Below are 25697 nucleotides of genomic sequence, written 5' to 3' on the forward strand. Positions count from 1 at the left end.
CTAAAGAAAATATCATGACAATCGAAAAAGCAATGCGCACCCCCAATGCGCAATTTGAATTACGACATTTAGAGCAATTACAACCTTCCTTCCTTGAACAAGTAACGATAGGCACGTCGGAAGATGACGTTTATTATGTAACCCTCAGTGACGATATAATCATTGAAAACCCAAATAGCGACGATGATACAGTTTGCAGCAACGTCAGCTATACCCTTCCAAACCACGTTGAAAACCTTGTTTTGACCGGTACAGCCAACATTTTCGGTGCTGGCAACAACAGCAACAACATCCTCATCGGCAATGAAGGCCGCAACCGCCTCAACAGCGGGCGCGGTGACGACATCGTTTACGGCGGCGGTGGCGACGATGTCATCAATGGCGGCGAAGGCAACGACTTTCTTTTCGGCGAAACAGGCAATGACATCCTCAACGGCGAAGCAGGCAACGATGTGCTTGAAGGTGGCGAAGGCGACGATACCTACCTTTTCTCTGCCCAAAGCGAGCAAGACACCATCATCGACAATCAAGGCCACAACAGCATCCGCTTTCATACTGATCTGAGCCTTAACGATTTAACCGTTGAAGTCCAAAACAACGAAACCGGTGGTAAAGACTGGCTGATTGCCGTAAAAAACAGCAACGCCGTTTTAACCATCAAAAACCAATACACTCAAAACGGTACAACACCGGCAGTCTCCCATTTCATCATTGGCACTCAAAAACTGGATGTAAACAACTTTGCCAAATATTTTGATATTTCCCTGGCTGAGCATACCGAAATCGGTCAGACCATCGATGGCAGCGACGACAATGACTACCTGATCGGCACATCCGGCGATGATATGATCGACGGCAAAGCCGATGCCGACATTATGGAAGGTGGGAACGGCAATGACACTTACTACGTTGATGATGTAAAAGACGTGGTGATTGAACAGGCTGATGGCGGCGAAGATACCGTATTCAGCAGCATTTCCCATACTGCCGCTACCCACGTCGAAAATGTTACCCTGACCGGCTCAGCCAATATTTTTGCCGCCGGCAACAACAGCAATAACATCCTGACCGGTAACGAAGGCCGCAACCGCCTCAATAGCGGACGCGGTGATGATACTGTTTACGGCATGGGTGGCAACGACAACCTCAATGGCGGCGAGGGCAATGATTATCTGGATGGCGGCAACGGCAACGATGTCATCAACGGTGATACAGGCAACGACATTTTGGTGGGCGGCAACGGTAAAGACATTCTGAAAGGCGGCGCCGGAAACGATACCTATATCTACGGCGACAACGATACCATTATCGACAACCAAGGAATCAATACCCTCAAGTTTTCAGACGGCCTGAACAATGCCAAGCTCAACCTGAAGACCATTCATAACGATGATGGCAGCCAAAGCTGGGAAATTACTTCCGAACAAGGTTCTGCCCTGATTCAAAACCAAATCGGTGCGGATGGCAGCATTTCTATCGACCGCTTCCAGTTTAACGACCAAACTTACACTGCCACTCAGTTCCAACAAGCCTTTCAACCTGTGAAAGCTGAAACCATTAAATTTGCCGGTACTGACGGCGATGACACTTTGCATGGTAATGCAGGCAACAATGAAATTGACGGCGGCAACGACGGCCATGACACCCTCTATGGCCACGACGGCGATGACATCTTGCGCGAACACAGTGCAACCTATTACAGCACTGAGCCAGATTCCGACGATAAACTCTACGGCGGCAACGGTAACGACAAACTCTATGCCCATGTAGGTGCCGACCTGCTTGACGGCGGCGCAGGCAATGATTACATGGAAGGCGGCGAACACAACGATACCTATGTTTTCGGCAAAGGTTACGGTCACGACACCATTTTTGACTTCAACTTCGGTTTTGATAGCAAAGCAAGCCTACACAGACTCAACGCCAACGTCGTGAAATTTACCGGCGGCATTACCCTTGACGACCTCGAAATTACCATTGAAAAAGGTTACGACAAAACCAGTATTATCAACATGCCTGACAGCTCTCAATTTGTGACCAATCCCCTGCTGGATGGTGATACTTGGCATATCCGCATTAAAGGCACAGACGATGTTTTAACCATCAAAAACCAAAGCGGTATTTATGGTGCAATTTCCGAGTTTCAGTTTGACGGCAATACCTCATACAGCACGGGCGAGCTGATCAACCACTTCAAACTGTCTATCCCGCACATGATCGGCAACACAAACATCGTCCAATACACCGGCCAACCCGTTGATGAACTCAACCGTGATGTGTACAACAACTTCAACCACACCATCCATGCCGATAGCGACAACAGCGATTTAGATTTGTCGCGTTACGCTTCTGTTGTCGAATACAGGGGCAACCGCAGCGATGAAACCATTACTTTGGGCAGAGGCATCAACATCGTCGATACAGCCGACGGCAACGATACCATTACCGACCTGGGTGCCGACAACACCGTTATCATGTTTGGTAGAAACAGCGGCAACGACACCTTTAATCCGTATGGTGGCAGCGATACCCAAGTCCTTTTCAAAGAAGGGATTACGCTGAAAGATTTACAGTTGAAAACCGGAGATGATTGGGTCTTAACCATCAAAGATACAGGCGACACCCTGACCATCCATGACATTGCCAACAATAATGTCGACAGCTTTGTATTCGGAAACGGTAAGAGCTATACCGCCGACGAAATCAGCAAAGCACTGATGACTGAAAATACACAAAACAACGGTATCCTGTAAAACTCAAAGGCCGTCTGAAACCTTAATTCAGACGGCCTTAGTCCTTTGCTGATTTATTTATCGTTCTGCTATATAATTATTCTCATTCGAATTCACAAGAAAGAATAAAAATGGATGCCTTAAATCTCCTCACTACGCGTCGCTCTTCCAAAAAACTGACTGCTCCGGCACCCAATACCGAGCAACTGGAACAAATGCTGCAAGCGGCAACACAAGTACCTGATCACGGCAATATGCGCCCTTACCGCTTTACTGTGATTCAAAGCGAGGCCGGCTTACAACGTTTCCGCGAGCTGTTGAGCAAGACCGTTACCGAACTCAACTTCGGCGAGGATGCTATGAAAAAGGCCGAACGCGTCGGCAACATGGCGCCTATGATTATCGGCGTTACATTTACGCCAAACCGTGAAGTGGCAAAACCCAAACCTGAATGGGAACAAATGCTGACTGCCGGCTGCGCCGCCTATGCTTTACAACTGGCTGCTTCTGCTCAAGGCTTCGACAATGTTTGGATTACGGGCATGTGGGTCAACAGCCCATTGTTGCGCGAAGCATTTGAGTGTACCGACAAAGACAAAATCATTGGCCTGATGATGATTGGTTCGCCGACCGAAGAAGGAAGCGGCCCGAAAAATACCAACTTAGAATGTTTTACAACTTATTGGTAAAGCCTGAAAATACTAAGGCCGTCTGAAAAACCTGATTTAATGGTTTTCAGACGGCCTTTTTATGTCTCTTGTCAAAATATCAAGCAGGATTCATAAACGCTTCAACTTCTTCCAAAGAAATATCCGCCGTCGCGCCATGACGTGAAGCAACCAATGCACCCAGCGCACAAGCAAAAGCAATGGCTTCTTGAGGAGGCGCATTGTTCAACAGTTTGTAAGTCAAACCGCCAAGAAAGCTGTCGCCGGAGCCGACGGTATCCACCACTTTGACGCGGAAACCGCAATGACGGTACAACTCGCCGTCCTTATACAAAACCGCGCCATGGCTGCCCAAAGTCACGCAAAGGATTTTGACGCCGGTCAGCTCAACGAGGTAGCAGATATTTTGCTCGATGCTGTGATAAGGAGAGCCATAAGCCGCAGCCAATTCATACAACTCATCATCATTGAGTTTGACCATATCGGACTGTTTCATGGTCTCAAGCAAGCGGTCAATATCGTAATGAGGCTTACGCAGATTAACGTCAAAAATTTTAAATTTGGCTTCTTTCAGCAAAACCGCCAAGCTTTTACGCGAAACTTCATCGCGGGTTGCCAAGCTGCCAAAAACGAAAGCATCGGATTCTGCCACACGTTTGATTGCCGCATTATCATTCGCAATTCTGTCCCACGCGCAAGGATAAACAATCTCATAAGACGCGCTGCCAGACTTGTCCAAGTGTACTTTCACCAAACTGGTCGCACATTCGTGACAAACCTGCAAATAATCAGTATTGACGTTTTTACTTTGAATTTGACGTAGCAATTCCTCACCATCGGCATCATCGCCGCGACGGCTGATGATGGCAGCATCGATACCCAAAGACTGCAAACGGACAGCAACATTCAGGGGTGCACCACCCAATACCTTTCCGTTTGGAAAATCGTCCCACAGCACTTCGCCGAAACTGGTTACTTTCATTCTTGGCCTTCCTTTTTTGAGGTTGATTGGCAGGGTCTGCACTCCCGACAGATTTTTTGCAAATCATGTACTTGTAGTAAAACTCCAGCATCGGGGGCAAAAGTATTATGTTTTAAAATATTGGGACTGACAAGCAATTAAGGGCATATCAGACAATAAACTTGATTCATCACAAAATTATATTGTTCCTATTTTTTCTTTTTCTTTCACATTTATCCCCTCCTATTTCATTAAAACAAAATATTCTGAAATTTAAATACAAAAGGCCGTCTGAAAACTGATTCAATCAATTTTCAGACGGCCTTTATCGAATTATTGCAGTGTTTAGACTACAACTTCCTCTTTTTTCTTCACTTCTTTGGCAATGTTCTCACGACTCAAGCCAAACATCAGCAAGAGCGGACTGGCAACCAATACGGAAGAGTAAATACCGAACACGATACCGATGGTCAGCGCCATAGAGAAACCGTGCAAGGCTGCGCCCCCAAACACCAGCATAGAAACAACCATTGCCTCGGTCGAACCGTGGGTAATGATGGTACGGCTCATGGTCGCGGTAATCGCGTTGTCGATGACTTCCGGCACAGTGTGGCCGCGCATATGCGGCTTACGGAAGTTTTCACGAATACGGTCAAACACAACCACAGATTCGTTCACGGAATAACCCAAAACCGCCAAAATACCTGCCAAGACAGTTAATGAGAATTCCCATTGGAAGAAGGCGAAACAGCCGAGAATGATCACGATATCGTGCATATTCGCAATAATCGCCGATACTGCAAAACGCCACTCAAAACGCATGGACAGGTAAATAATGATACCTGCCACCACGAAGCCCAATGCCATCAAACCGTTGGTGACCAATTCTTCGCCGACTTGAGGGCCGATGAATTCGACTTGGCGCAAGGTAACGTCAGGATTGTCTTTTTTCAGCAAATCCATCACTTGGTTGGACAGCTGGGCAGACGTTACGCCTTCTTTGTTCGGCAGGCGAATCATGATGTGTTTGTTCGTACCCAATGCCTGAACCTGTACGTCACCCATTTTCAGCGTATCGAGGCGTTCGCGCGTTTTATTCACATCCACGCCCTGCTGATATTGGACTTCCATCACCGTACCGCCTGTAAATTCGACGGAGAAATTCAGGCCTCTGGTTACCAAAAAGAACACGGCGGCGATAAACGTAACCAACGAAATAAAGGTCGTCAGTTTGCCGTAGCTCATAAACGGAATATCGCGTTTGATTTTAAATAATTCCATGTTTTACTCCTTGCCTTCTGCCATTTCAGCTTTCGGCTTCCATACCGAACCGATGGAAATATTTTGCAATTTGCGACGGCGGCCGTACCACAAGTTGACCAAAGCACGGAACACGACCACGGATGAATACATCGAAGTCAGAATACCGATACAGTGTACAACCGCAAAACCGCGTACCGGACCGGAACCGAATACCAACAAAGCGATACCGGCAATCAGAGAGGTCAAGTTGGAGTCGACAATGGTTGCCCAAGCGTGTTGGAAACCGAGGTTGATGGCCTGCTGCGGTGCGACACCGGCACGCAGTTCCTCACGGATACGTTCATTAATCAACACGTTGGAGTCAATCGCCATACCCAAGGTCAAGGCCAAGGCGGCAATACCCGGCAAGGTCAGCGTTGCCTGCATGGCAGACAAAATACCCACCAGGAACAAGATATTGGTACTCAAGGCAATGGTAGAGAAGAAACCCATCAAGCGGTAGTAAATCACCATGAATGCAGCAACAGCAGCGAAGCCCCACAAGGTAGAGTGGAAACCTTTTTCAATGTTTTCTTTACCCAAAGACGGGCCGATGGTACGTTCTTCGACAATCTGCATCGGCGCAGCCAGCGAACCGGCGCGCAGCAACAATGAAGTATCGTTGGCTTCGGCTGTCGTCATGCTGCCGGAAATCTCCACGCGGCCGCCGGTAATGGCGGAGCGGATGACAGGCGCAGTCACGACTTCGGATTTACCTTGGTCGATCAACACCATAGCCATACGTTTACCCACATTGGCCGAAGTCAATTCGCCAAAAATGCTGCCACCTGCGCTGTCCAAGCTCAGGCTCACGGCAGGCGCACCCATTTGGTCAAAGCTAGGTTGCGCGTCGTTGATGTTGTCGCCGGTCAGTTCAACTTGTTTGTTGACCAAAATAGTTTCCGGATGATCACCACCGCTTGACAGCAATTCGTAACCGGTCGGTACATTACCGTTTAAGGCTTCTTGCAGCTTGATCGGATCGTCTTCCACCATGCGTACTTCCAAAGTCGCGGTACGGCCGATAATGTCTTTGGCTTTGGCAGTATCTTGCACGCCCGGCAACTGTACGACAATGCGGTCAAGACCGGATTGCTGGATAACCGGTTCTGCCACACCCAATTCGTTCACACGGTTATGCAAAGTGTTGATGTTTTGTTTTACCGCATCAGAACGTACTTTATTGATCGCCTCTTCAGACAGAGTCAGCACGATATTGTTGCCGTCTGCAAGCAAAGTGGCTTCAGGGAACATCTTTTGCAACTGAGGCAAAGCCTTTTGTACATCGGCAGCATCTTGCAGAGGCACAGTCAGACCATTTTCAGCCTGATGCACCGTACCGGTACGGATTTTTTCGCGACGCAATTCGCGGCGGATGTCGCCGGCGTAACGTTCAAACGTTTTCTGCATCGCGGCTTTCATGTCCACCTGCATGGTGAAATGCACGCCGCCACGCAAGTCCAGACCCAGGAACATCGGATTGGCTTTGATTTTCGCCATCCACTCAGGGCTGTCTGCCAACAGGTTGAGCGCGGTAATATAGCCCTCGCCCAAAGTATTTTCGATGACGTCGCGCGCTTTCAATTGCGTTTCGGTATCTTTGAAACGCACTTTCAGCGAGTTGTCGACGATGAACATACCATCAGTCTGAATACCTGCCTGTTTCAGCGCGGCATCCACTTTAGACTGGGTTTGATCGTTGATCACGATGGCTTGTCGGTTGGTTGATACCTGTACGGCAGGCGTTTCACCGAAAAGGTTGGGCAGCGAGTAAACAGCCGCAACCACAATCGTGAACGCAATCAGCAGGTATTTCCATAAAGGATAACGGTTCATGGTAAACCTTTGCTTTATTTATAAAGGCAAACAGCCGCGCTCGGAAAATGAGGCGGCTTTTTGCAAAAAAACGGATTATTCGGCTTTCGCGGCAATCGCGTTGCGCTCAACTTCCACTTCGATTTTCGCACCTTGACCGATGTCGACAGTATAGAATTGCTCGCCGACTTTGGTCACACGGCCTTTGAAACCTGCTGCCAAAACGACTTTATCGCCGACTTTCAAAGCGGCCAACATCGCTTGGTGCGCTTTGAATTTCTTTTGTTGAGGACGCATAATCAGGAAGTAGAACACCACCATGATCAGCACTAAAGGGGCAAATTGAGCCACTGCTTGATTCATAATATATCCGTTCTTTCAAGTTTTAGATTAAGTAAAAAACTGCACACTGCAATCAAACACATTGGTTGGACTGCAAAATTGAGCTATTCTAAAGGCCGTCTGAAAAATTTCCAAGTATTTCCGTATTTATTAACCATATTTAGCAGTCTTTACGACTTGTCCGACACATACTGTTCCATGTTCAAAAAAATCCTTTGGCGCATCAGCACCCGCCTACGCCGTTTGTTTGGCAAAAACGCCCGCACCGTATGGATTTCGCATCCGATATTCCTACAGCACCTGCCGGGGCCCAACCATCCCGACAGGCCCGAACGCATCAGCGCCATTCAAACCGCCTTAAGACAAGAAGGCATTTGGCGTCGCCTGCAAACCACCGAAGCACCGGAAATCAAAGATGCGCAGCTGGCATTGGTCCACTCGCGTAACTATCTGCACGAATTGGAAGCCGCCCAGCCGCTCCCCGGTAAAATCCACCGTATCGACGACGATACCGTCATCTGCCACGACTCCCTCCAAGCCGCCCGTTTTGCGGCCGGCGCCGTCGTCAAGGCAGTCGATATGGTGATGAACAAAAAGGCCTGGCATGCTTTTTGCGCCATCCGCCCGCCAGGCCACCATGCCCACAGCAACAGCGCCGGCGGCTTTTGCCTGATCAACAACGTTGCCGCCGGCGTGATGCATGCCATTGCCCAATACCGCTTGCAACGCATCGCCATCATCGATTTCGACGTCCACTTCGGCGATGGTACGGCGGAGATTCTCCAAGACGATCCGCGCGTGATGTTTTTCAACCTGTTTGAAACCGACATCTTTCCCTTCCCTCAGGCGGAACAATACGCCGGCAATAAGAATATGCTGCATACGCCCCTCAAACCGGGCACAGGCAGCCGTATCTTCCGCACGACCATCCGCAAACAATGGCTGCCCAAGCTCACGGCCTTCCGCCCCGAGTTGGTGTTGCTTTCGGCAGGTTTTGACGGGCACAAACAAGACGAAACAGGCCGTCTGAACCTGCATGAAGCCGACTTTGCCTGGCTGACGCACAAAATCGTCCAAGCAACGGCAAGCTGTCAAGGACGTGTCGTTTCCGTACTGGAGGGCGGATATACCTTGGAATCCATGTCTAAATCCGCTGCCGCCCACATCCGCGTATTGGCTGGCTTAAGCAAGGCCGACTACGTCATCGCCTACCAAAAGCATCTGAAGCGCGGCAAAAGTAACAATCCTACACCATAACGCATTCAAACTATTGCCCCAGGCCGTCTGAAAACAGATTATCCATTTCAGACGGCCTTTTTTTTCATTTACAAACTTTAATTTGAGCAAAGACAAACCATTTCCATATTATCAGTAGTAAAATAACAAACATAAAACATATCAATAAAAACATTTCACACGCCACACTGCTTCCCTTTCCCCAATTGACCGTCTTTTTCAGACGGCCTCCACTTAAAAAAAGGAGCGTTACAATGAAAGCAGCACGTTTTTACAACAAAGGCGACATCCGCATCGAAGACATTCCCGAGCCAACCGTAGCTCCGGGTACTGTCGGCATCAATGTTGCGTGGTGCGGTATCTGCGGTACCGACCTGCACGAATTCATGGAAGGCCCGATTTTCATTCCGCCTTGCGGCCATCCACACCCAATCTCCGGCGAGTCAGCCCCTGTAACCATGGGTCACGAGTTCTCCGGCGTGGTTTATGCCGTAGGCGAAGGCGTGGACGACATCAAAGTCGGCCAACACGTTGTTGTTGAACCCTACATCATCCGCGACGACGTACCGACCGGCGAAGGCAGCAACTACCACCTCTCCAAAGACATGAACTTCATCGGCTTGGGCGGCTGCGGTGGCGGCTTGTCTGAAAAAATTGCCGTTAAACGCCGTTGGGTACACCCTATTTCCGACAAAATCCCATTGGACCAAGCTGCTTTGATTGAGCCTCTGTCTGTCGGCCACCATGCTTATGTACGCAGTGGCGCGAAAGAAGGCGACGTCGCATTGGTCGGCGGCGCAGGCCCAATCGGTTTGCTGTTGGCTGCCGTATTGAAAGCCAAAGGCATCAAAGTCATCATCACCGAATTGAGCAAAGCACGTAAAGACAAAGCACGCGAAGCCGGCGTTGCCGACTACATCCTCGACCCGTCCGAAGTCGATGTCGTTGAAGAAGTGAAAAAACTGACCAACGGCGAAGGCGTAGACGTTGCATTCGAATGCACCAGCGTCAACAAAGTGCTGGACACCATGGTCGAAGCGTGCCGTCCGACTGCGAAAGTCGTCATCGTATCCATTTGGAGCCACCCCGCTACCATCAACGTCCACAGCGTTGTGATGAAAGAGCTGGACGTGCGCGGCACCATCGCCTACTGCAACGACCACGCAGAAACCATCAAATTGGTTGAAGAAGGCAAAATCAACCTCGAACCTTTCATCACCCAGCGCATCAAGCTGGACGAGCTGATTTCCGAAGGCTTCGAGCGTCTGATTCACAACAACGAATCCGCCGTCAAAATCATCGTTAATCCGAACCTGTAATATAAGCGTTTAAGGACAAAAGGCCGTCTGAAAAATAGTTTCAGACGGCCTTTACGCTTGATAAATCCGCACTCGGCCCAATTCTTTAACAATCGTCCACTCATCACAGGGCATACCCATGAATCCCAAATACGCTCCGCTCTTCCAACCCCTTACCCTCAACAACGGCGTAACCGTCAAAAACCGCCTTGTCGTCGCCCCTATGACCCATTTCGGCTCACAAGCCGACGGTTTGATCAGCGACCAAGAGCGTACCTTTCTCAGCAACCGTGCAGGCGATATGGGCATGTTTATCACTGCCGCCACTTTGGTTCAAAAAGACGGCAAAGCCTTTCACGGCCAACCTGAAGCCACAGGCGAACACTGCCTCGACAGCCTGAAAGAAACCGCACAAATCCTGCAACAACAAGGCGCAAAAGCGATTTTGCAAATCCATCACGGCGGTTCCAAAGCCATTGATGAACTTTTGGACGGTCTCGACAAAATCAGCGCTTCCGCCAACGAAGCCGAACACGCACGCGAAGCGACAGCAGAAGAAGTCGAGGCACTCATCGCTTCTTATGCACAAGCCGCCGATTTGGCGCTTCGTGCCGGTTTTGACGGCGTGGAAATCCACGGTGCGAACGGCTATTTAATCCAACAGTTTTACTCCGCCCAAAGCAACCGCCGCAACGACCAATGGGGCGGTAGCTTGGAAAACAGAATGCGCTTCCCGCTGGCCGTTATCGATGCCGTGGTTGCCGTCCGTGAAAAACACCAGCGCAATGACTTCATTATCGGCTACCGCTTCTCCCCTGAAGAACCGGGCGATGACGGCTTAACCATGACCGAAACCGGCGCATTGATTGACGCATTGGTACAAAAACCGCTGCAATATCTGCACGTTTCCCTGTGGGAATTTGATAAAAAAATCCGTCGCGGCGGCGATACCGCCCAAACCCGTATGCAGTTCATCCACGAACGCATCAACGGCAAACTGCCGCTTATCGGCGTGGGCAACCTGTTTACCGCCGACCAAATTTTGGCCGCCTATGAAACCGGCTGGGCAGAATTTATCGCATTGGGCAAAACCGTGATGATTAATCCGCATATCGCCACGCAAATCCGTGAAGGCCGCGAAGATGAAATCGAAACGCAACTCGACCCGACGCGTGCCGACCATTACGGCCTTCCCGACACCTTGTGGGGATTTGCCTCCAGCGGTACGCAATCATGGCTGCCGCCGGTAAAAGGCGCAGAATGGAAACCGATGGATATTTAATCATCGATTCATAAACAAAGGCCGTCTGAAACTTTTCAGACGGCCTTTGTTTTGGTACAAACATTGAATTATCAAGCATTTTTTTGTACAATTCCGCATCTTTCAATCTATTGCAGGGCGTGTTGCACACGCCCTTATTTTAGCCTGTTTTCCAACACCCATATCCTTCAGGCCGTCTGAAAAAGCGGCCTGAACCTTTTTGCAAAGAAAACCATGTCCCAAGAAATCCTCGACCAAGTGCGCCGCCGCCGCACGTTTGCCATCATCTCCCACCCTGACGCGGGTAAAACCACGCTGACCGAAAAATTGCTGCTGTTTTCAGGTGCGATTCAAAGCGCGGGTACGGTGAAAGGTAAGAAAACCGGAAAATTCGCCACCTCCGACTGGATGGACATCGAGAAGCAGCGCGGCATTTCCGTGGCATCAAGCGTGATGCAGTTCGACTACAAAGACCATACCGTCAACCTCTTGGACACGCCGGGACACCAAGACTTCTCCGAAGACACCTACCGCGTTTTGACCGCCGTGGACAGCGCCTTGATGGTCATCGACGCGGCAAAAGGCGTGGAGGCGCAAACCATCAAACTCTTGAACGTCTGCCGCCTGCGCAATACACCGATTGTGACGTTCATGAACAAATACGACCGCGAAGTGCGCGATTCTTTGGAATTACTGGACGAAGTGGAAAACATCCTGCAAATCCGCTGCGCGCCCGTCACCTGGCCAATCGGCATGGGCAAGAACTTCAAAGGCGTGTACCACATCCTGAACGACGAAATCTATCTCTTTGAAGCGGGCGGCGAACGCCTGCCGCACGAGTTCGACATCATCAAAGGCATCGACAATCCCGAATTGGAACAACGCTTTCCGTTGGAAATCCAGCAGTTGCGCGACGAAATCGAATTGGTGCAGGCGGCTTCCAACGAGTTCAATCTCGACGAATTTCTCGCCGGCGAACTCACGCCCGTGTTCTTCGGCTCTGCGATTAACAACTTCGGTATTCAGGAAATCCTCAATTCATTGATTGAATGGGCGCCCGCGCCGAAACCGCGTGATGCGACCGTACGCATGGTCGAGCCGGACGAGCCGAAGTTTTCCGGATTTATCTTCAAAATCCAAGCCAACATGGACCCGAAACACCGCGACCGTATCGCCTTCTTGCGCGTCTGCTCCGGTAAATTTGAGCGCGGCATGAAGATGAAACACCTGCGTATCAACCGCGAAATCGCCGCCTCCAGCGTAGTAACCTTCATGTCGCACGACCGCGAGCTGGTGGAAGAAGCCTACGCCGGCGACATTATCGGCATCCCGAACCACGGCAACATCCAAATCGGCGACAGCTTCTCCGAAGGCGAACAACTGGCGTTTACCGGCATCCCATTCTTCGCACCCGAACTATTTCGCAGCGTTCGCATCAAAAACCCGCTGAAAATCAAGCAACTGCAAAAAGGTTTGCAACAGCTTGGCGAAGAAGGCGCGGTACAGGTTTTCAAACCGATGAGCGGCGCAGATTTGATTTTAGGTGCGGTCGGCGTGTTGCAGTTTGAAGTCGTTACCTCGCGCCTCGCTAACGAATACGGCGTAGAAGCCGTGTTCGACAGCGCATCCATCTGGTCGGCGCGCTGGGTATCGTGTGAAGACAAGAAAAAACTGGCGGAATTTGAAAAAGCCAACGCAGGCAACCTTTCGATAGACGCTGGCGGCAACCTCGCCTACCTCGCGCCTAACCGCGTCAACCTGAATCTGACACAAGAACGCTGGCCGGACATCGTGTTCCACGAAACACGCGAGCATTCGGTTAAACTGTAAAACACAAAGGCCGTCTGAAACATTCAGACGGCCTTTTTTTCATTCGATATCAACCCAATAAATCCCAAGCAAACTTTCCAATGGTCAGGCACAGCAGCAACATAAATCCGTAACGCAGCTCAAATATTGTCTTATTTTAGCTTTTAGCACCTCACCAAACATTTTCGGAATAAATGTTGACTTTAACTTTAGGTCAAAGTTTATAATTTGTGCTCCTTCAGTTATCACATAGGCGAAAAACATGAAAAAACTTATGACTTTTATCACACTTAGCGCTGTTGCAATTTCAAATTATGCCCAAGCTAATGAACAACCGCATCAAGCACACATGAATATGCCAATGTCGACAGATTCTGCAATGCAACAAGAATTAATGCAAGGTATGAATCAAATGAATCAAGACATGATGGCAGCTGCGCAATATAAAGATCCTGATGTTGCTTTTGCAGCAGGTATGTTGCCACACCATATTGGCGCAGTAAAAATGGCGGAAGTTGAATTAAAATACGGAAAGGATCCTGAGATGCGTAAGCTTGCTGAGGATATTATTAACGCACAACAAGCGGAAATTGAACAAATGCAAAAATGGCTTAAAGCACACAACAAAAAAAGCTCCGTAAAATGATCTGACCCCAAAAGTTAGACTGATTTAGTTCAAGGACTGAGTTCTGTAATTCACAGAGCTCAGTCCTTTTAGTTTCCCCTGAATGCGCTCGTGGTTATAATAATGAATGTACTCATGAATCGTTTTTTCCAGTTGTTAGAACGTCTCAAATCATTTACCGTAATAACATTCCATTTTTAATCGTCCAATTGATGACCTTTGCCGAAGCGTTAGCCGCTAAAAAATCATAGCCGTAAAAGCGGACGAACACAAAAGCCAGCAGGCTGCCCGTCCCCGGCCCGAACACGCCGTCGTAAAACCCGATTAACGCGCCGAAAAACAAGCCCCATAAGGTTTCACGGCGCGTCAGCTTTTCAGTGCACACCGTCTGCCCCAAGTCTTTTTTCAAAAAAGTGTACAGACACATGGCAATCATAATGACCAACATCGTCGGTTTCATGTATTGAACGGGGAAATACACCACCGTTTTCGCGCCCAAATATGAAGCGGCAAATGCCAACGCCACGGCAGGCAGCAGCATTTTCCACGGCACGGGAATTCGGCGCAGGTATTGCCCCGTCGCAGTCAGCGTGCCGCAGCAGGAAGCAAATTTATTGACACCCATCACCGAAGCCACAGGCGTAGCGTTTGGCAATAGGTTGAACAATCCGGGAATCTGCAACAGTCCGCCGCCGCCAACCGCCGCATCCATCAGCCCGGCGGCAAAGCCGACCAATACCAGATAATAAAAAAACGAATCTGCAAGCATAATGTCCATCTCTAAAAAGCAAAGCGATTTTGCGCGTATTTGCCTGTCCTGACAACCTACAAGGCCGTCTGAAAAACAAGGAGCCATATCCTGTTTTCAGACGGCCTTTCTTTTTAAATTCAGCCACTCAAATTGCAGCTTAAAAACTTTTCCATTAAAATGCCGCCCCTTATCTTTCCTACACACAACACATTTTATGGAACATTCCACCCCGACCAAACGCACAGCCCACGAACGAATGGGTATCTTCGCGCATTTCATTTTCGCCAGCCGCTGGCTGCAACTGCCGATTTATATAGGCTTGATTATCGCCCAAGTCATTTATGCCTGTAAGTTCCTCAAATCCCTGTGGCACTTGGTATCCAATTTCAGCATCATGGATGAAAACACCATCATGATCGCCGTATTGAACCTGATTGATGTCGTGATGATTGCCAACCTGTTGACCATGGTCATTGTCGGCGGCTACGAAACCTTCGTTTCCCGCCTCCACGTTGACGAACATCCCGACCAGCCCGAATGGCTCAGCCATGTCAATGCTTCGGTTTTAAAGGTTAAGCTGTCGATGTCCATCATCAGCATTTCCTCCATCCATCTGCTGCAAACCTTTCTCAACGCCGCCAATCTGTCGGAAAAACAAATCATGTGGCAATGTATTACCCACATCTGCTTCCTGATTTCCGCCCTCGCCATGGCTTTAACGGACAAAATCGTGTACAGCACGACACATAAAGCGCATTGATAAAAAACAATCAAAAGGCCGTCTGAAGTGTTTCAGACGGCCTTTTATTATCTGGCAATGTTTACAGCTTATTGCTTACGCTTGTCCCACCAGGCAAACAAGTTACCCAAAACCGTTCCTGACACAGAGTGCCAAACGCAGGCAACGGCGGCGGCAACGGCAGACTCGGCATTACCGGGGAAGAATTTAGCGCTCAAACCGGTGGCAAGTCCGGCATTTTGTACGCCAACTTCGATGGCAAGGGTGCGTTTTTTGGCGGTGTTCATGCCGGTCAGTGCACCGCTGTAATAGCCGAGGATGTAGCCGCCGATGTTGTGGGCAGCGATGGCCAGTACCATAACGAAGGCGGATTCAGCAAAGCGGTGGCCGTGAACGGCAGCAACGCCGCCGACGATGCAGGCAAACGCGACAACGGCAACAGCCGGCATAATCGCGCGCACGTCTTCAAACCAGTGTTTTTTGTGCAGCAAAATATTGGCCACCGAACCAATGACAACAGGCAAAAGCGTTACAAGCAGCATAAATTTGAACATGCCCCAGCCGTCCATTTCGACGGTTTGTCCGACCAAATAAGTCATCCACAGCGGCGTCATCACAGGCGCGAGGACGGTGGAAACCGTGGTCATGCCAACCGAAAAGGCGACATCGCCTTTAGCCAAAAAACTCATGATATTGGACGAAACACCGCCCGGACAAGTACCGACCAAAACCAAACCCAGCGTCAATCCGGGCGAAAGGTCAAAGGCTTTGGCAATACCGATGGCAAGCAAGGGCATAATCGTATATTGGGCGATGGCGCCGATAAAAATATCGAGCGGACGTTGCGCCAGAATTTGATAATCTTCTTTGCCCAAAGTCATGCCCATACCCAGCATGATAATGCCGAGTACGACGACTTACGTATCGCCTTTTACCCATGAAAAAGTGGCAGGCTCAATAAAGGCGATGATGGAGGCAAGGACGATAATTAGGGCGGTGAAGCGGGTCATTTGCCGACTGATAGCGGTCAGAAAGTTCATGTTTTTACTCCTTTGTATGTTCTTATCATGACAATAATTGCCATAATTTAACACATGTTAACTCTTTAGCGCAATAACAGTCACGAAACAGGAAGCCCACCTCCAATAATGTTAAAAATAAACTCAACCGGTTCCGTCCCATATCGACACAAAGGCCGTCTGAAAGTTTTCAGACGGCCTTGTTTTATCTGTTTGTTATTGATTTATTCGATATTTTGAACCTGTTCGCGCATTTGTTCGATTAAGACTTTCAGTTCTACCGAAGCTTGCGTACATTCGGCGGCAATGGCTTTGCTGCCCAAAGTGTTGGCCTCGCGGTTGAGTTCCTGCATCAGGAAATCCAAACGTTTGCCTGTGCTGCCCTTGCCTTCGGTAACGATGCGGCGCACTTCGGCGATATGGGTGCGCAAACGGCTGAATTCCTCATCTACATCGGATTTCTGGATGAACAAAGCAAATTCCTGTTGCAAACGGTCGTTGTCGATATTGCCGACGGCTTCTGCCAAACGGGCGTTGACTTTGTCCATATGCGCTTGCAAAAGGCTTGGGAACAATTCGTTCAAAGCGTCCACAATCTCTTCCATGCCGTCCAGACGTTGCAGCAGGTGTTCACCCAGTTTTTTGCCTTCACGTTTGCGGGCGGCTGCAAACTCTTTCAAAGCGCTGGTCAATAAATCTTTAACGCCTTTGGCCAAAGCCTCGGCATCTTCGCCCTGCCCTGCCAAAACACCGGGAAAACGCAAAACATCGGCCACGCTCAATTTGGCAAAATCATGCTCCTTACGCCAAGTTTTGTTTAAATGCGCCAGTTGGGCAACCAAATCCTGATTGACTTCCAAAGTCTGACCGCCCGAAGCTGCATCTTGCAGCTGAACACGGCACTCTAATTTACCGCGCGCCACAGCCGCGGCAATCTGTTCACGCAATGCGCCTTCCAAATAACGCAACTCTTCCGGCATACGGAATTGGACATCCAAATAACGATGGTTGACCGCGCGGATTTCCAAATTAATCCGCTTGCCGCCGCATTCGCCTGCGGCATTGGCAAAGCCGGTCATGCTGTGGATTTGAATAGTTCGTCTTGTAGCCATGGTTTTACTCCGTTTCCAAATACGAGTGAAAGTATGGACACTATAACACACCCGACCGACGATTTTCAGACGGCCTTTGCTGCCAAATTCCTCTATAATTCAAGGCAGCCTATTTTTTATTCCCCCAAAGGACCATCATGAGCGACTACACCCGCACCGGCCGCGCCGCCGACAGCCTGCGCAACATCAAAATTACCCCCAATTTCCTCCCCCACGCCGACGGCTCCTGCCTTATCGAGTGCGGCAACACCAAAGTGATTTGCACTGCCTCCATCGACGAAAATGTCCCACCCTTCCTACGCGGTAAAGAACAAGGCTGGGTGACGGCCGAATACGGCATGTTGCCGGCTTCCACCGCCTCCCGTATGCGCCGCGAGGCCGCCGCAGGCAAACAGTCCGGCCGTACACAAGAAATCCAACGCCTGATTGGCCGCTCGCTGCGCGCCGTTGTCGATATGGAAAAACTCGGCGAACGCCAAATCCTGATTGACTGCGACGTTATCCAAGCCGACGGCGGCACGCGTACCGCCTCCATTACCGGCGCCTACGTTGCCCTGCAAATCGCTGTGGACAAACTCCTTTCAGACGGCCTTATCAGCGAAAACCCAATCCGTGAAGCTGTTGCTGCCGTTTCCGCAGGCGTGGTGGGCGGTGTACCGCTTTTGGACTTAGACTATCCCGAAGACTCAGGCTGCGACAGCGACGTCAACATCATCATGACCGCATCCGGCAAAATCATCGAAATCCAAGGTACAGCCGAAGGCGCACCGTTCAGCATCGAAGAATTGGGCAAACTCATTGCCCTCGCGTATAAAGGCATTGCCGAATTGGTTCAACACCAGCAGGCCGCCCTTTTAGCCCGATAATCAGCAAAGCCGTCTGAAAACTTTCAGACGGCCTTTTTTTAACTAAACCCCTTTATGCGTATTTACTCAAAAAAGCGCGTTCTATCCTTGAATTCCATGTAAAAAATAGTAATAATAACCCTTTTTCCAGCAAACCAAGCTGCCCGACAACCCCCACAAGAAAGCACGAAACATGGCGTTAATCGTACATAAATACGGCGGCACATCAGTAGGCTCGCCCGAACGCATCAAAAACGTAGCCAAACGTGTCGCCAAAGCCCGCGCCGAAGGACACGACATCGTAGTCGTCGTATCCGCCATGAGCGGCGAAACCAACCGACTGGTCGCACTGGCACACGAAATGCAAGAGCATCCCGATCCGCGCGAACTCGACGTCGTTCTCGCTACCGGCGAACAAGTGACCATCGGCCTGCTGGCCATGGCTCTGAAAGACATCGGCATTGACGCCAAGAGCTACACCGGCTGGCAAGTCGCCCTCCAAACCGACACTTCCCACACCAAAGCCCGCATCGAAAATATCGACGACGAAAGAATGCGTGCCGATTTGGCCGCCGGTAAAGTCGTTATCGTAGCCGGTTTCCAAGGCATCAGCAGCGAAGGCAATATCTCAACCCTCGGTCGTGGCGGTTCCGACACCTCCGCCGTTGCCATCGCCGCAGCCCTCAAAGCCGACGAATGCCAAATTTACACCGACGTGGACGGCGTTTACACCACCGACCCGCGCGTCGTACCCGAAGCACGCCGCATGGACACGATCACATTCGAAGAAATGATCGAATTGGCCAGCCTCGGCTCAAAAGTTTTACAAATCCGCTCCGTAGAATTCGCCGGAAAATACAAAGTGCGCCTGCGCGTACTCAGCAGCCTGCAAGATGGCGGCAACGGCACCCTGATTACCTTTGAAGAGGACGACAACATGGAAAGAGCAGCCGTAACCGGTATCGCATTCGACAAAAACCAAGCACGCATCAACGTACGCGGCGTACCTGACAAACCCGGCGTTGCCTACCAAATCCTCGGCGCTGTTGCCGATGCCAACATCGAAGTCGACATGATCATCCAAAATGTCGGCAGCGAAGGCACAACCGACTTCTCCTTCACCGTCCCACGCGGTGACTACAAACAAACCATCGAACTGCTGCAACAACGCCAAGACAGCATCGGCGCCGCCTACATCGACGGCGACGACACCGTATGCAAAGTCTCCGCAGTCGGCTTGGGCATGCGTTCACACGTCGGCGTAGCCGCCAAAATCTTCCGCACCCTCGCAGAAGAAGGCATCAACATCCAAATGATTTCAACTTCCGAAATCAAAGTATCCGTCCTGATTGACGAAAAATACATGGAACTGGCTACCCGCGTTCTGCATAAAGCATTCGACTTAGGCAACTAATTCCAACCAGTCAAAAAGGCCGTCTGAAACTTTATTGTTTCAGACGGCCTTTTTTATTTCCATTACATAAATCAACAACATCTTAATAAAAAAATCTACTTTAGCTCAAAACAGTGTAGCCTGGCTTATTATTACCCTTATTAATTTCATTATATGTTCAATATTTTACAACTATCCACCTTCGCCGTTTAATTCCAAAAACATACCACTTAACCTAATTTGAGAAAAATAAACAAATCTGTAATAAAATAGAACAAAAGTACAAACATTTATCTACGCTCATCAATAAAAACAAATTTCCCCCAATTTTCTCCTAACTTAAGAAGGAATCCTAATATGAACGTATTAAACAAATTCGGTATGCTGATCTTGTCCGCTTCCCTGCTGGCAGCCTGCGGTGACTCCGGCAATAAAGGCAGCAGCGACAAACCGGCAGAACAAGTTGCCCAAAGCGAATCTAGCCCGGCCAACAAATACGAAAAAGCCCTGAGCGAATTCCCGGAAGCAGATCCTAAACTGGCCGAACCTATCGTCATTTCCGATAAAAAATCTCCAGAAGGTCTTGCCGAATTACAAAAATTCATTCATTTCACCACCGGTGAAGAAGCACAAAACATCGGCAAAATGGGACAAGAATTGCAACAACTGGCCAGCCAAGGTAAAGAAGCCGAGACTTTAGAGCAGATGAAAAAATTGACTGATGCACTGGAGCAATTCCATCAGAGCGCAGCTGCCCTCGATATCAAAGATCCTGAAATCAAAGCAGTTTTAGACCGAACTATACAAGTCAGCAGTGCTGCCAACAACCTGATGATTTATGCAGGTAAGCATGCTTCTGAGCTGACTATCAACGGCAAAGATAAAGATTCACTCAAATTTGCCAATGATTTCCAAGAAAAATCTCAAAAATTGCAAGAAACCCTGCGTGCAGCCAATCAAGAAGTACAAAAAGCTGCCGAAGCTTTAGGCAAAAAATACTCCCAATAAGCCTATTGTTTCCAATAAATAGCAGAAAGGGACATCATCAAAATGTCCCTTTATTTATATTCAGACAGCCTTGAATATCTTCAATCCTCAATCCTTCCCTTCTCTCGAAAAATGCTCAATCTCAAATCCGCTCTGACGATAAGCTCGAAAACGGTCTCGGGCTTCGGCCAAATCTTCTAAGCTGTTGCCCACAATTTCAAGGATACGGTTTGGAATGGCCGGGGCTTGGCTCCAAAAGTCGGCAGACAGGTTTAAAACCGTACAATCCTGAGGAATATTCGGCAATACGTTTCCAAACGCAAGCAATACCGGCGTTTCAGACGGCATGGGGTCGGTAGGCAGCCAGACTTCATGCGGAATAAAGCTTTCGGGAATCTGCTGCCACAAATCAATGTCGAGTTGCTGCATGGCCGCAGCAGAATCCGACCATACCAAAATCTGCCCGCCATCGCGTATGGCGCGGGCAATCAGGCGGCAGGCAAAGGCGGCCGGCTGGGCGACGTGTGTATAAAAAGTGGCTTTAGGCATGGCGTATTCTTTCATTTAGGCAATGGATTTGCCGTTTTCAGACGGCCTTTTTGGTTTTCAACAATCTCAAGGCATTGCCCAACACCAGCAGCGAGCTGAAACTCATGCCGAGCGCGGCGATCCACGGGGTAACGTAACCAAACACGGCCAGCGGAACGGCAACCAGATTGTATGCGCTCGCCCAAGTCAGGTTTTGGCGGATGATTTGATGGGTACGGCGTGCCTGTTCCATCATCACGGGCAAAACGTTCAAATCATCATTGAGCAAAACCACATCCGCACCGTCTCGCGCTACATCGGCACTCGTGGCCACTGCGGCCGACACGTCGGCTTGGGCAAGGACAGGGGCATCGTTGATCCCGTCGCCGATCATCATGACTTTACGCCCTTGTTTTTGCAGATTTTCCACATAAGACAGCTTGTCTTCAGGCGTGGCTTCGGCGCAATAAGCATCCAAACCCAGCTCTTTCGCGACTTGGGCTACGGCAGCCTGACGGTCGCCGCTTAAAAGATGCAGACGGATGCTGTGTTGTTTCAGGTTTTGCAACATTTCAGCGGCGCTGTCTTTGATTTGGTCTTCCAGCAAAAAGGCCGTCTGAAAACCGCTTTGATTACCCAAGAAAATAATGCCGCCTGTGTGGTCGATATGGGCAAAGTCTTCGGGCAGATTACCGGCAATTTCCGAAACAAACGCCGCTTTGCCCAAAGCCCAAACTTGGGTTTCGCCATCAAATTCGATTTGCGCGCTGACGCCGTGTCCGATACGGTTGACCCGTTGCTGCACTTTCACATCAAGCGCGGATACCAGGCCGTCTGAAAGCGTATGGTTCAAAATGGCACGGGCAATGGGGTGTTCGGATTGCTGTTCCAATGCTTGGGCGATAGCAAGGGCTTGGACTTCGTTCAGACGGCCAGCGGACAACATACGGCTGACGGAGAGCTGCCCTTTGGTCAGCGTACCGGTTTTATCGAACACGACATCATCAATTTGGGCAAGGGTTTCCAGGCTTTGTTTGCCGCTAATGAGAATGCCGTCTTTGGCAAGTGCGCCAGTCGAAGCAGCCAGCGCGGTCGGCGTGGCAAGCGACAAGGCACACGGGCAGGTAATGACCAGCAGGGCAACGGTAATCCACAAGGCGGTGTGTGCGTCTGCATACCAAGCCCAACCGATAAAAACAGGAATCGCAAGCAAGAGTTCGCCAAACACAAAACTGGACGCGTATTTTTCGGCCAACTCGGCGGCACGCGGTTTTTGCGCCAGCGCGCGGTCGAGCAGTTTGACGATATGGGACAGGCGCGTGTTGCCGCCGGTATGGTCGGTGCGGATGATTAAAGGGCTGCTGGTGTTGAGCGTGCCGGCGGTTACTTTTTCAGACGGCCTTTTCACGATGGGCAGGCTTTCGCCGGTCAACATGGCTTCGTTAACTTCACTCTCGCCGGACAAAACCGTACCGTCCACCGGAATGACTTCGCCGGGCTTCACAACAATCGTATCGCCGATATTGAGGCGGACGACCGCGGCTTCCTCGATGGCTTCGCTTTCAGGATAAGACGGCAAACGGTGGCAGAATGCCGGAACCAGTTTGACCAACCGCTCCGCCGCATCGCCGGCTTTGCGTCGGGCAATCTGTTCCATAAAACGCCCGCCCAACAGGAAAAACAGCAGCATGGCGATGGATTCAAAATACATGCCCTGCCCTGCGTTGGTAGCCAAGCTGTAAATACCAGCGATAAAGGTCATCACAATGGCAATGGCAATCGGCGTATCCATGCCGACACGGCGGTTTTTCCAGTCGCGCCATGCGCCGCGATAAAACGGCAACGCGCTATAAAACACAACGGGCAACACCATCAAAAAGCCGCCCCAATGCAGGATTTCCAAATAAAGCGGCTCGATGTCGCCGCCGTAAAAATAAGTCGGCAGGGCAAACATCATTGTCTGCATCATACCCAAACCGGCCACAGCCAATCTGACGATAAACTGTTTGCGCTCTTTCTGAGCCTGCACTTCGATTTTTTGCGCGTCATAAGGCGCGGCGGTATAACCGGTTTGGCGGATTTTCAGCAAAATGTCCGACAATTCAATGTGGGCGCTGTCCCACACCACGCGGCAGCGGTGGGTACTGTAATTCAAATCCACGCGCACCACGCCCTTCATACGCAACAACTGCTGTTCAATCAGCCACACACACGCGGCGCAGGTAATGCCGCCCAGCATCAACACCGCCTCGCGCTCATCCCCTGCGCCAACCTCGACAAAATCAGCCTGCACTTCGGGCAAATCATATAGCTTTAATTGCGACAACACTTCCGGCGGCGGCAATTCAGATTTTTCCGCGTCTGCAGTACGCTGTTTGTAATAATTGCCCAAACCTGCATCAATAATACTCTGCGCCACCGCTTGGCAACCGGCGCAGCAAGTTTCGTGTTCTTCGTCTTCAAAACGAACCGTCAGATGCAGATGTTCCGGGACTTCAAGTCCGCAATGGAAACAGTTTTTTTGGGGATGTGTGGAAGATGTCATAATGTGTTCGATTTATTTTTCAGACGGCCTGAAACAATCGTTTCAGAGTGTTACATTTTAGCAAAAAGCGTTTTTCCGCCTCATTTCATTTACTTTTGAATTAATAGACTGTCGAGTTTTATAAAAAATATGGAAAACAAAGCATTGACCGTTTATCATATGATGAACGGTAACATATAAATACCGTTTATCTTTAAAAACTTCCAATTATTTTAATGTAAAAATGGAACTTTTTTAAAAATTCAAATATATTTTTTATTGACCTCAATCCATTTAAGCAGCATACTTTAGGCATTCCGCGAAGACGGAAATAAAAAACACACATTTACTTATAAAACTAACTTATTGGGAAACCTCACCATGATTGATCGCCTTATGCCTATCTTCGCCGTTATCGGCATTTTGTCCAGCACCGTATACCTGAGCCTCGCCGCTTGGATGCTTTACGAAAGCGTGTTCAAAAAGAAAAGCCCTCTGTCGGCATAATCCTCAGATTTAGAATTTTACGGTAAGGCCGTCTGAACATTCAGACGGCCTTGTTTCATTCCATACTATCAAGCACTTGGCTGTACGGCCAATTCAATCATCGCTTCACGCAAACCGTCCATGCCCAAACTTTCGACAACGGAAATATTCACGCCGACCGCCTGTCCGGAATTGTCGCGCAAAATGCCAGTTTCACGCATACCCGACGGCAGTAAATCAATTTTGTTGTACACCACTAATTGCGGAATCTCATGCGCGCCAATTTCTTCCAAGACTTCGTTGACATCGTCCATCTGCCGTTCAAAATCGGGATTGGACGCATCAACGACGTGCAGCAGCACATCCGCCATCGCCGTCTCTTCCAAAGTAGCGGAAAACGCTGACACCAGCTTATGCGGCAAATCACGGACGAAACCGACGGTATCGGTCAAAATCACACTCGCCTCATGCGACAAAAAAAGCCGACGCGCAGTGGTATCCAAAGTGGCGAACAACTGGTCTTTCGCCAATACGTCCGCTTTGGTCAAGCGGTTGAACAGGCTGGATTTTCCGGCATTGGTATAGCCGACAATGGCAAAGGTTTTCAGACGGCCGCTCATGCGCGATTTGCGGCGCGTGGCACGTTGTTTGCGGACATCGGCAAGCTGTTTTTTCAATGCCGTGATTTTTTGTCCGATTAAACGGCGGTCGGTTTCCAACTGGGTTTCTCCCGGCCCTTTCAAGCCGATGCCGCCCTTCTGGCTTTGCAAATGTCCATAACCGCGTACCAGCCTTCCGCTCAAATGGTTCAGCTGGGCCAACTCCACTTGCAACTTACCTTCCTGCGACTGGGCGCGTTTGGCAAAAATCGCCAAAATCAAACCCACTCTGTCAAGGACACGGCATTGAAGCTCTTTTTCCAGATTACGCTCTTGCGTCGGCGTGAGTTCGTGGTTGAACACGACCAGCCCGACATCATGCTGCTTGACCACTGCCGCCAACTCTTCCGCCTTGCCCGTACCGACAAACAAAGCCGGATGCGGTTTGTCGCGGCGTGAAGTTTCGATAGAAACCAAATCACCGCCGGCCGCGCTCACCAATTCTGCCGCTTCGGTCAAAGCCGTCTGAAAGCCGCGCTCGCGCGTTTCGTTTGCGCCGGAATAGTCCGCCGTCAGCATCACACCGACCAAGAGGACGCGTTCGGGCTTTTCCAAAGATTTATCGACGGAAAACAGATTGCGCTTGCTCAAAAAATTTCCTTTCA

20 protein-coding genes and 3 pseudogenes are annotated in these 25697 nt (G+C 49.8%); 12 read left to right on the top strand and 11 right to left on the bottom strand.

Annotation, left to right across the window (positions count from 1 at the left end; all coding sequences use genetic code 11):
- Positions 1–14 precede the first annotated feature (14 nt).
- The gene (locus ACTHTJ_RS05585) at positions 15–2753 is read left to right on the top strand and encodes a calcium-binding protein (RefSeq protein ID WP_070583600.1); all 2739 of its coding nucleotides are present in this window, start codon (positions 15–17) and stop codon (positions 2751–2753) included.
- Positions 2754–2863: 110 nt separating this feature from the next.
- Entirely contained in the window at positions 2864–3421 is a 558-nt protein-coding gene (locus ACTHTJ_RS05590) for a nitroreductase family protein (protein ID WP_070583602.1), read from the top strand.
- A 79-nt stretch (positions 3422–3500) separates the two neighbouring features.
- Here ACTHTJ_RS05590 and ACTHTJ_RS05595 read toward each other — a convergent pair whose 3' ends face one another.
- The 4 genes from ACTHTJ_RS05595 to yajC all read right to left on the bottom strand — a co-directional run bounded on the left by ACTHTJ_RS05595 (position 3501) and on the right by yajC (position 7841).
- Entirely contained in the window at positions 3501–4382 is an 882-nt protein-coding gene (locus ACTHTJ_RS05595) for a carbohydrate kinase family protein (RefSeq protein WP_070583604.1), read from the bottom strand.
- Between the two features lie 324 nt (positions 4383–4706).
- On the bottom strand, positions 4707–5642 hold the full coding sequence (gene secF, locus ACTHTJ_RS05600) for a protein translocase subunit SecF (RefSeq protein WP_070583605.1): 936 nt from the start codon (positions 5640–5642) through the stop codon (positions 4707–4709).
- A 3-nt stretch (positions 5643–5645) separates the two neighbouring features.
- Positions 5646–7499, bottom strand: a complete 1854-nt coding sequence (secD, locus tag ACTHTJ_RS05605; RefSeq protein WP_070583607.1) for a protein translocase subunit SecD — start codon at positions 7497–7499, stop codon at positions 5646–5648.
- 75 nt (positions 7500–7574) lie between these two features.
- The gene (yajC, locus tag ACTHTJ_RS05610) at positions 7575–7841 is read right to left on the bottom strand and encodes a preprotein translocase subunit YajC (protein ID WP_003675720.1); all 267 of its coding nucleotides are present in this window, start codon (positions 7839–7841) and stop codon (positions 7575–7577) included.
- Between the two features lie 177 nt (positions 7842–8018).
- Here yajC and ACTHTJ_RS05615 point away from each other — a divergent pair, with 177 nt between their 5' ends.
- The 5 genes from ACTHTJ_RS05615 (at position 8019) to copM (ending at position 14070) form a co-directional block, all read left to right on the top strand.
- Positions 8019–9077: a histone deacetylase family protein gene (locus ACTHTJ_RS05615; protein WP_070583609.1), complete on the top strand. Its 1059-nt coding sequence runs from the start codon at positions 8019–8021 to the stop codon at positions 9075–9077.
- Between the two features lie 233 nt (positions 9078–9310).
- Positions 9311–10375, top strand: coding sequence for a 2,3-butanediol dehydrogenase (locus tag ACTHTJ_RS05620; protein WP_003745670.1), 1065 nt, complete (start codon positions 9311–9313; stop codon positions 10373–10375).
- A 118-nt stretch (positions 10376–10493) separates the two neighbouring features.
- Positions 10494–11636 carry an NADH-dependent flavin oxidoreductase gene (locus ACTHTJ_RS05625; protein ID WP_070583612.1) on the top strand — a complete coding sequence of 381 codons (1143 nt, stop codon included), beginning with the start codon at positions 10494–10496 and terminating at the stop codon, positions 11634–11636.
- A 213-nt stretch (positions 11637–11849) separates the two neighbouring features.
- On the top strand, positions 11850–13445 hold the full coding sequence (locus tag ACTHTJ_RS05630) for a peptide chain release factor 3 (RefSeq protein ID WP_070583614.1): 1596 nt from the start codon (positions 11850–11852) through the stop codon (positions 13443–13445).
- Between the two features lie 241 nt (positions 13446–13686).
- On the top strand, positions 13687–14070 hold the full coding sequence (gene copM, locus ACTHTJ_RS05635; protein WP_036491551.1) for a CopM family metallochaperone: 384 nt from the start codon (positions 13687–13689) through the stop codon (positions 14068–14070).
- Between the two features lie 24 nt (positions 14071–14094).
- Here the strand turns inward: copM and ACTHTJ_RS05640 are convergent.
- Together ACTHTJ_RS05640 and ACTHTJ_RS05645 are read right to left on the bottom strand one after the other, a co-directional pair.
- Positions 14095–14265: pseudogene (locus tag ACTHTJ_RS05640) on the bottom strand (IS3 family transposase); the annotation flags it as partial.
- A pseudogene (locus ACTHTJ_RS05645) lies at positions 14252–14818 on the bottom strand (sulfite exporter TauE/SafE family protein); the annotation flags it as partial. The pseudogenes ACTHTJ_RS05645 and ACTHTJ_RS05640, both read right to left, overlap by 14 nt.
- Positions 14819–15014: 196 nt before the next feature.
- Between ACTHTJ_RS05645 and ACTHTJ_RS05650 the strand changes: the two are divergent.
- Positions 15015–15560, top strand: coding sequence for a TIGR00645 family protein (locus tag ACTHTJ_RS05650; RefSeq protein WP_070583616.1), 546 nt, complete (start codon positions 15015–15017; stop codon positions 15558–15560).
- 68 nt (positions 15561–15628) lie between these two features.
- Here ACTHTJ_RS05650 and ACTHTJ_RS05655 read toward each other — a convergent pair.
- Positions 15629–16579: pseudogene (locus ACTHTJ_RS05655) on the bottom strand (bile acid:sodium symporter family protein).
- A 203-nt stretch (positions 16580–16782) separates the two neighbouring features.
- On the bottom strand, positions 16783–17670 hold the full coding sequence (locus tag ACTHTJ_RS05660) for a YicC/YloC family endoribonuclease (RefSeq protein WP_283120562.1): 888 nt from the start codon (positions 17668–17670) through the stop codon (positions 16783–16785).
- 137 nt (positions 17671–17807) lie between these two features.
- Between ACTHTJ_RS05660 and rph the strand changes: the two genes are divergently transcribed.
- From rph to ACTHTJ_RS05675, 3 genes are all read left to right on the top strand, one after another.
- Complete coding sequence (rph, locus tag ACTHTJ_RS05665; RefSeq protein ID WP_070583621.1) at positions 17808–18536, top strand: ribonuclease PH; 729 nt, start codon at positions 17808–17810, stop codon at positions 18534–18536.
- Between the two features lie 172 nt (positions 18537–18708).
- The gene (locus ACTHTJ_RS05670; RefSeq protein ID WP_070583623.1) at positions 18709–19929 is read left to right on the top strand and encodes an aspartate kinase; all 1221 of its coding nucleotides are present in this window, start codon (positions 18709–18711) and stop codon (positions 19927–19929) included.
- Positions 19930–20265: 336 nt separating this feature from the next.
- Positions 20266–20916 (top strand): hypothetical protein, encoded by a 651-nt coding sequence (locus ACTHTJ_RS05675; RefSeq protein ID WP_070583625.1) that lies wholly within the window; start codon positions 20266–20268, stop codon positions 20914–20916.
- Positions 20917–21003: 87 nt separating this feature from the next.
- Here ACTHTJ_RS05675 and ACTHTJ_RS05680 read toward each other — a convergent pair whose 3' ends face one another.
- Positions 21004–21444 carry a DNA polymerase III subunit chi gene (locus ACTHTJ_RS05680; RefSeq protein WP_070583702.1) on the bottom strand — a complete coding sequence of 147 codons (441 nt, stop codon included), beginning with the start codon at positions 21442–21444 and terminating at the stop codon, positions 21004–21006.
- A gap of 37 nt (positions 21445–21481) precedes the next feature.
- Positions 21482–23968, bottom strand: a complete 2487-nt coding sequence (locus tag ACTHTJ_RS05685; RefSeq protein ID WP_070583627.1) for a heavy metal translocating P-type ATPase — start codon at positions 23966–23968, stop codon at positions 21482–21484.
- Between the two features lie 360 nt (positions 23969–24328).
- Here ACTHTJ_RS05685 and ACTHTJ_RS05690 point away from each other — a divergent pair, with 360 nt between their 5' ends.
- Positions 24329–24454: a hypothetical protein gene (locus ACTHTJ_RS05690; protein ID WP_003678791.1), complete on the top strand. Its 126-nt coding sequence runs from the start codon at positions 24329–24331 to the stop codon at positions 24452–24454.
- 68 nt (positions 24455–24522) lie between these two features.
- Here ACTHTJ_RS05690 and hflX read toward each other — a convergent pair whose 3' ends face one another.
- On the bottom strand, positions 24523–25683 hold the full coding sequence (gene hflX / locus ACTHTJ_RS05695) for a GTPase HflX (protein WP_440360853.1): 1161 nt from the start codon (positions 25681–25683) through the stop codon (positions 24523–24525).
- Positions 25684–25697: the final 14 nt, after the last annotated feature.

The sequence above is a fragment of the Neisseria sp. P0018.S001 genome (assembly GCF_051957355.1).
Taxonomy (GTDB): domain Bacteria; phylum Pseudomonadota; class Gammaproteobacteria; order Burkholderiales; family Neisseriaceae; genus Neisseria; species Neisseria subflava_A.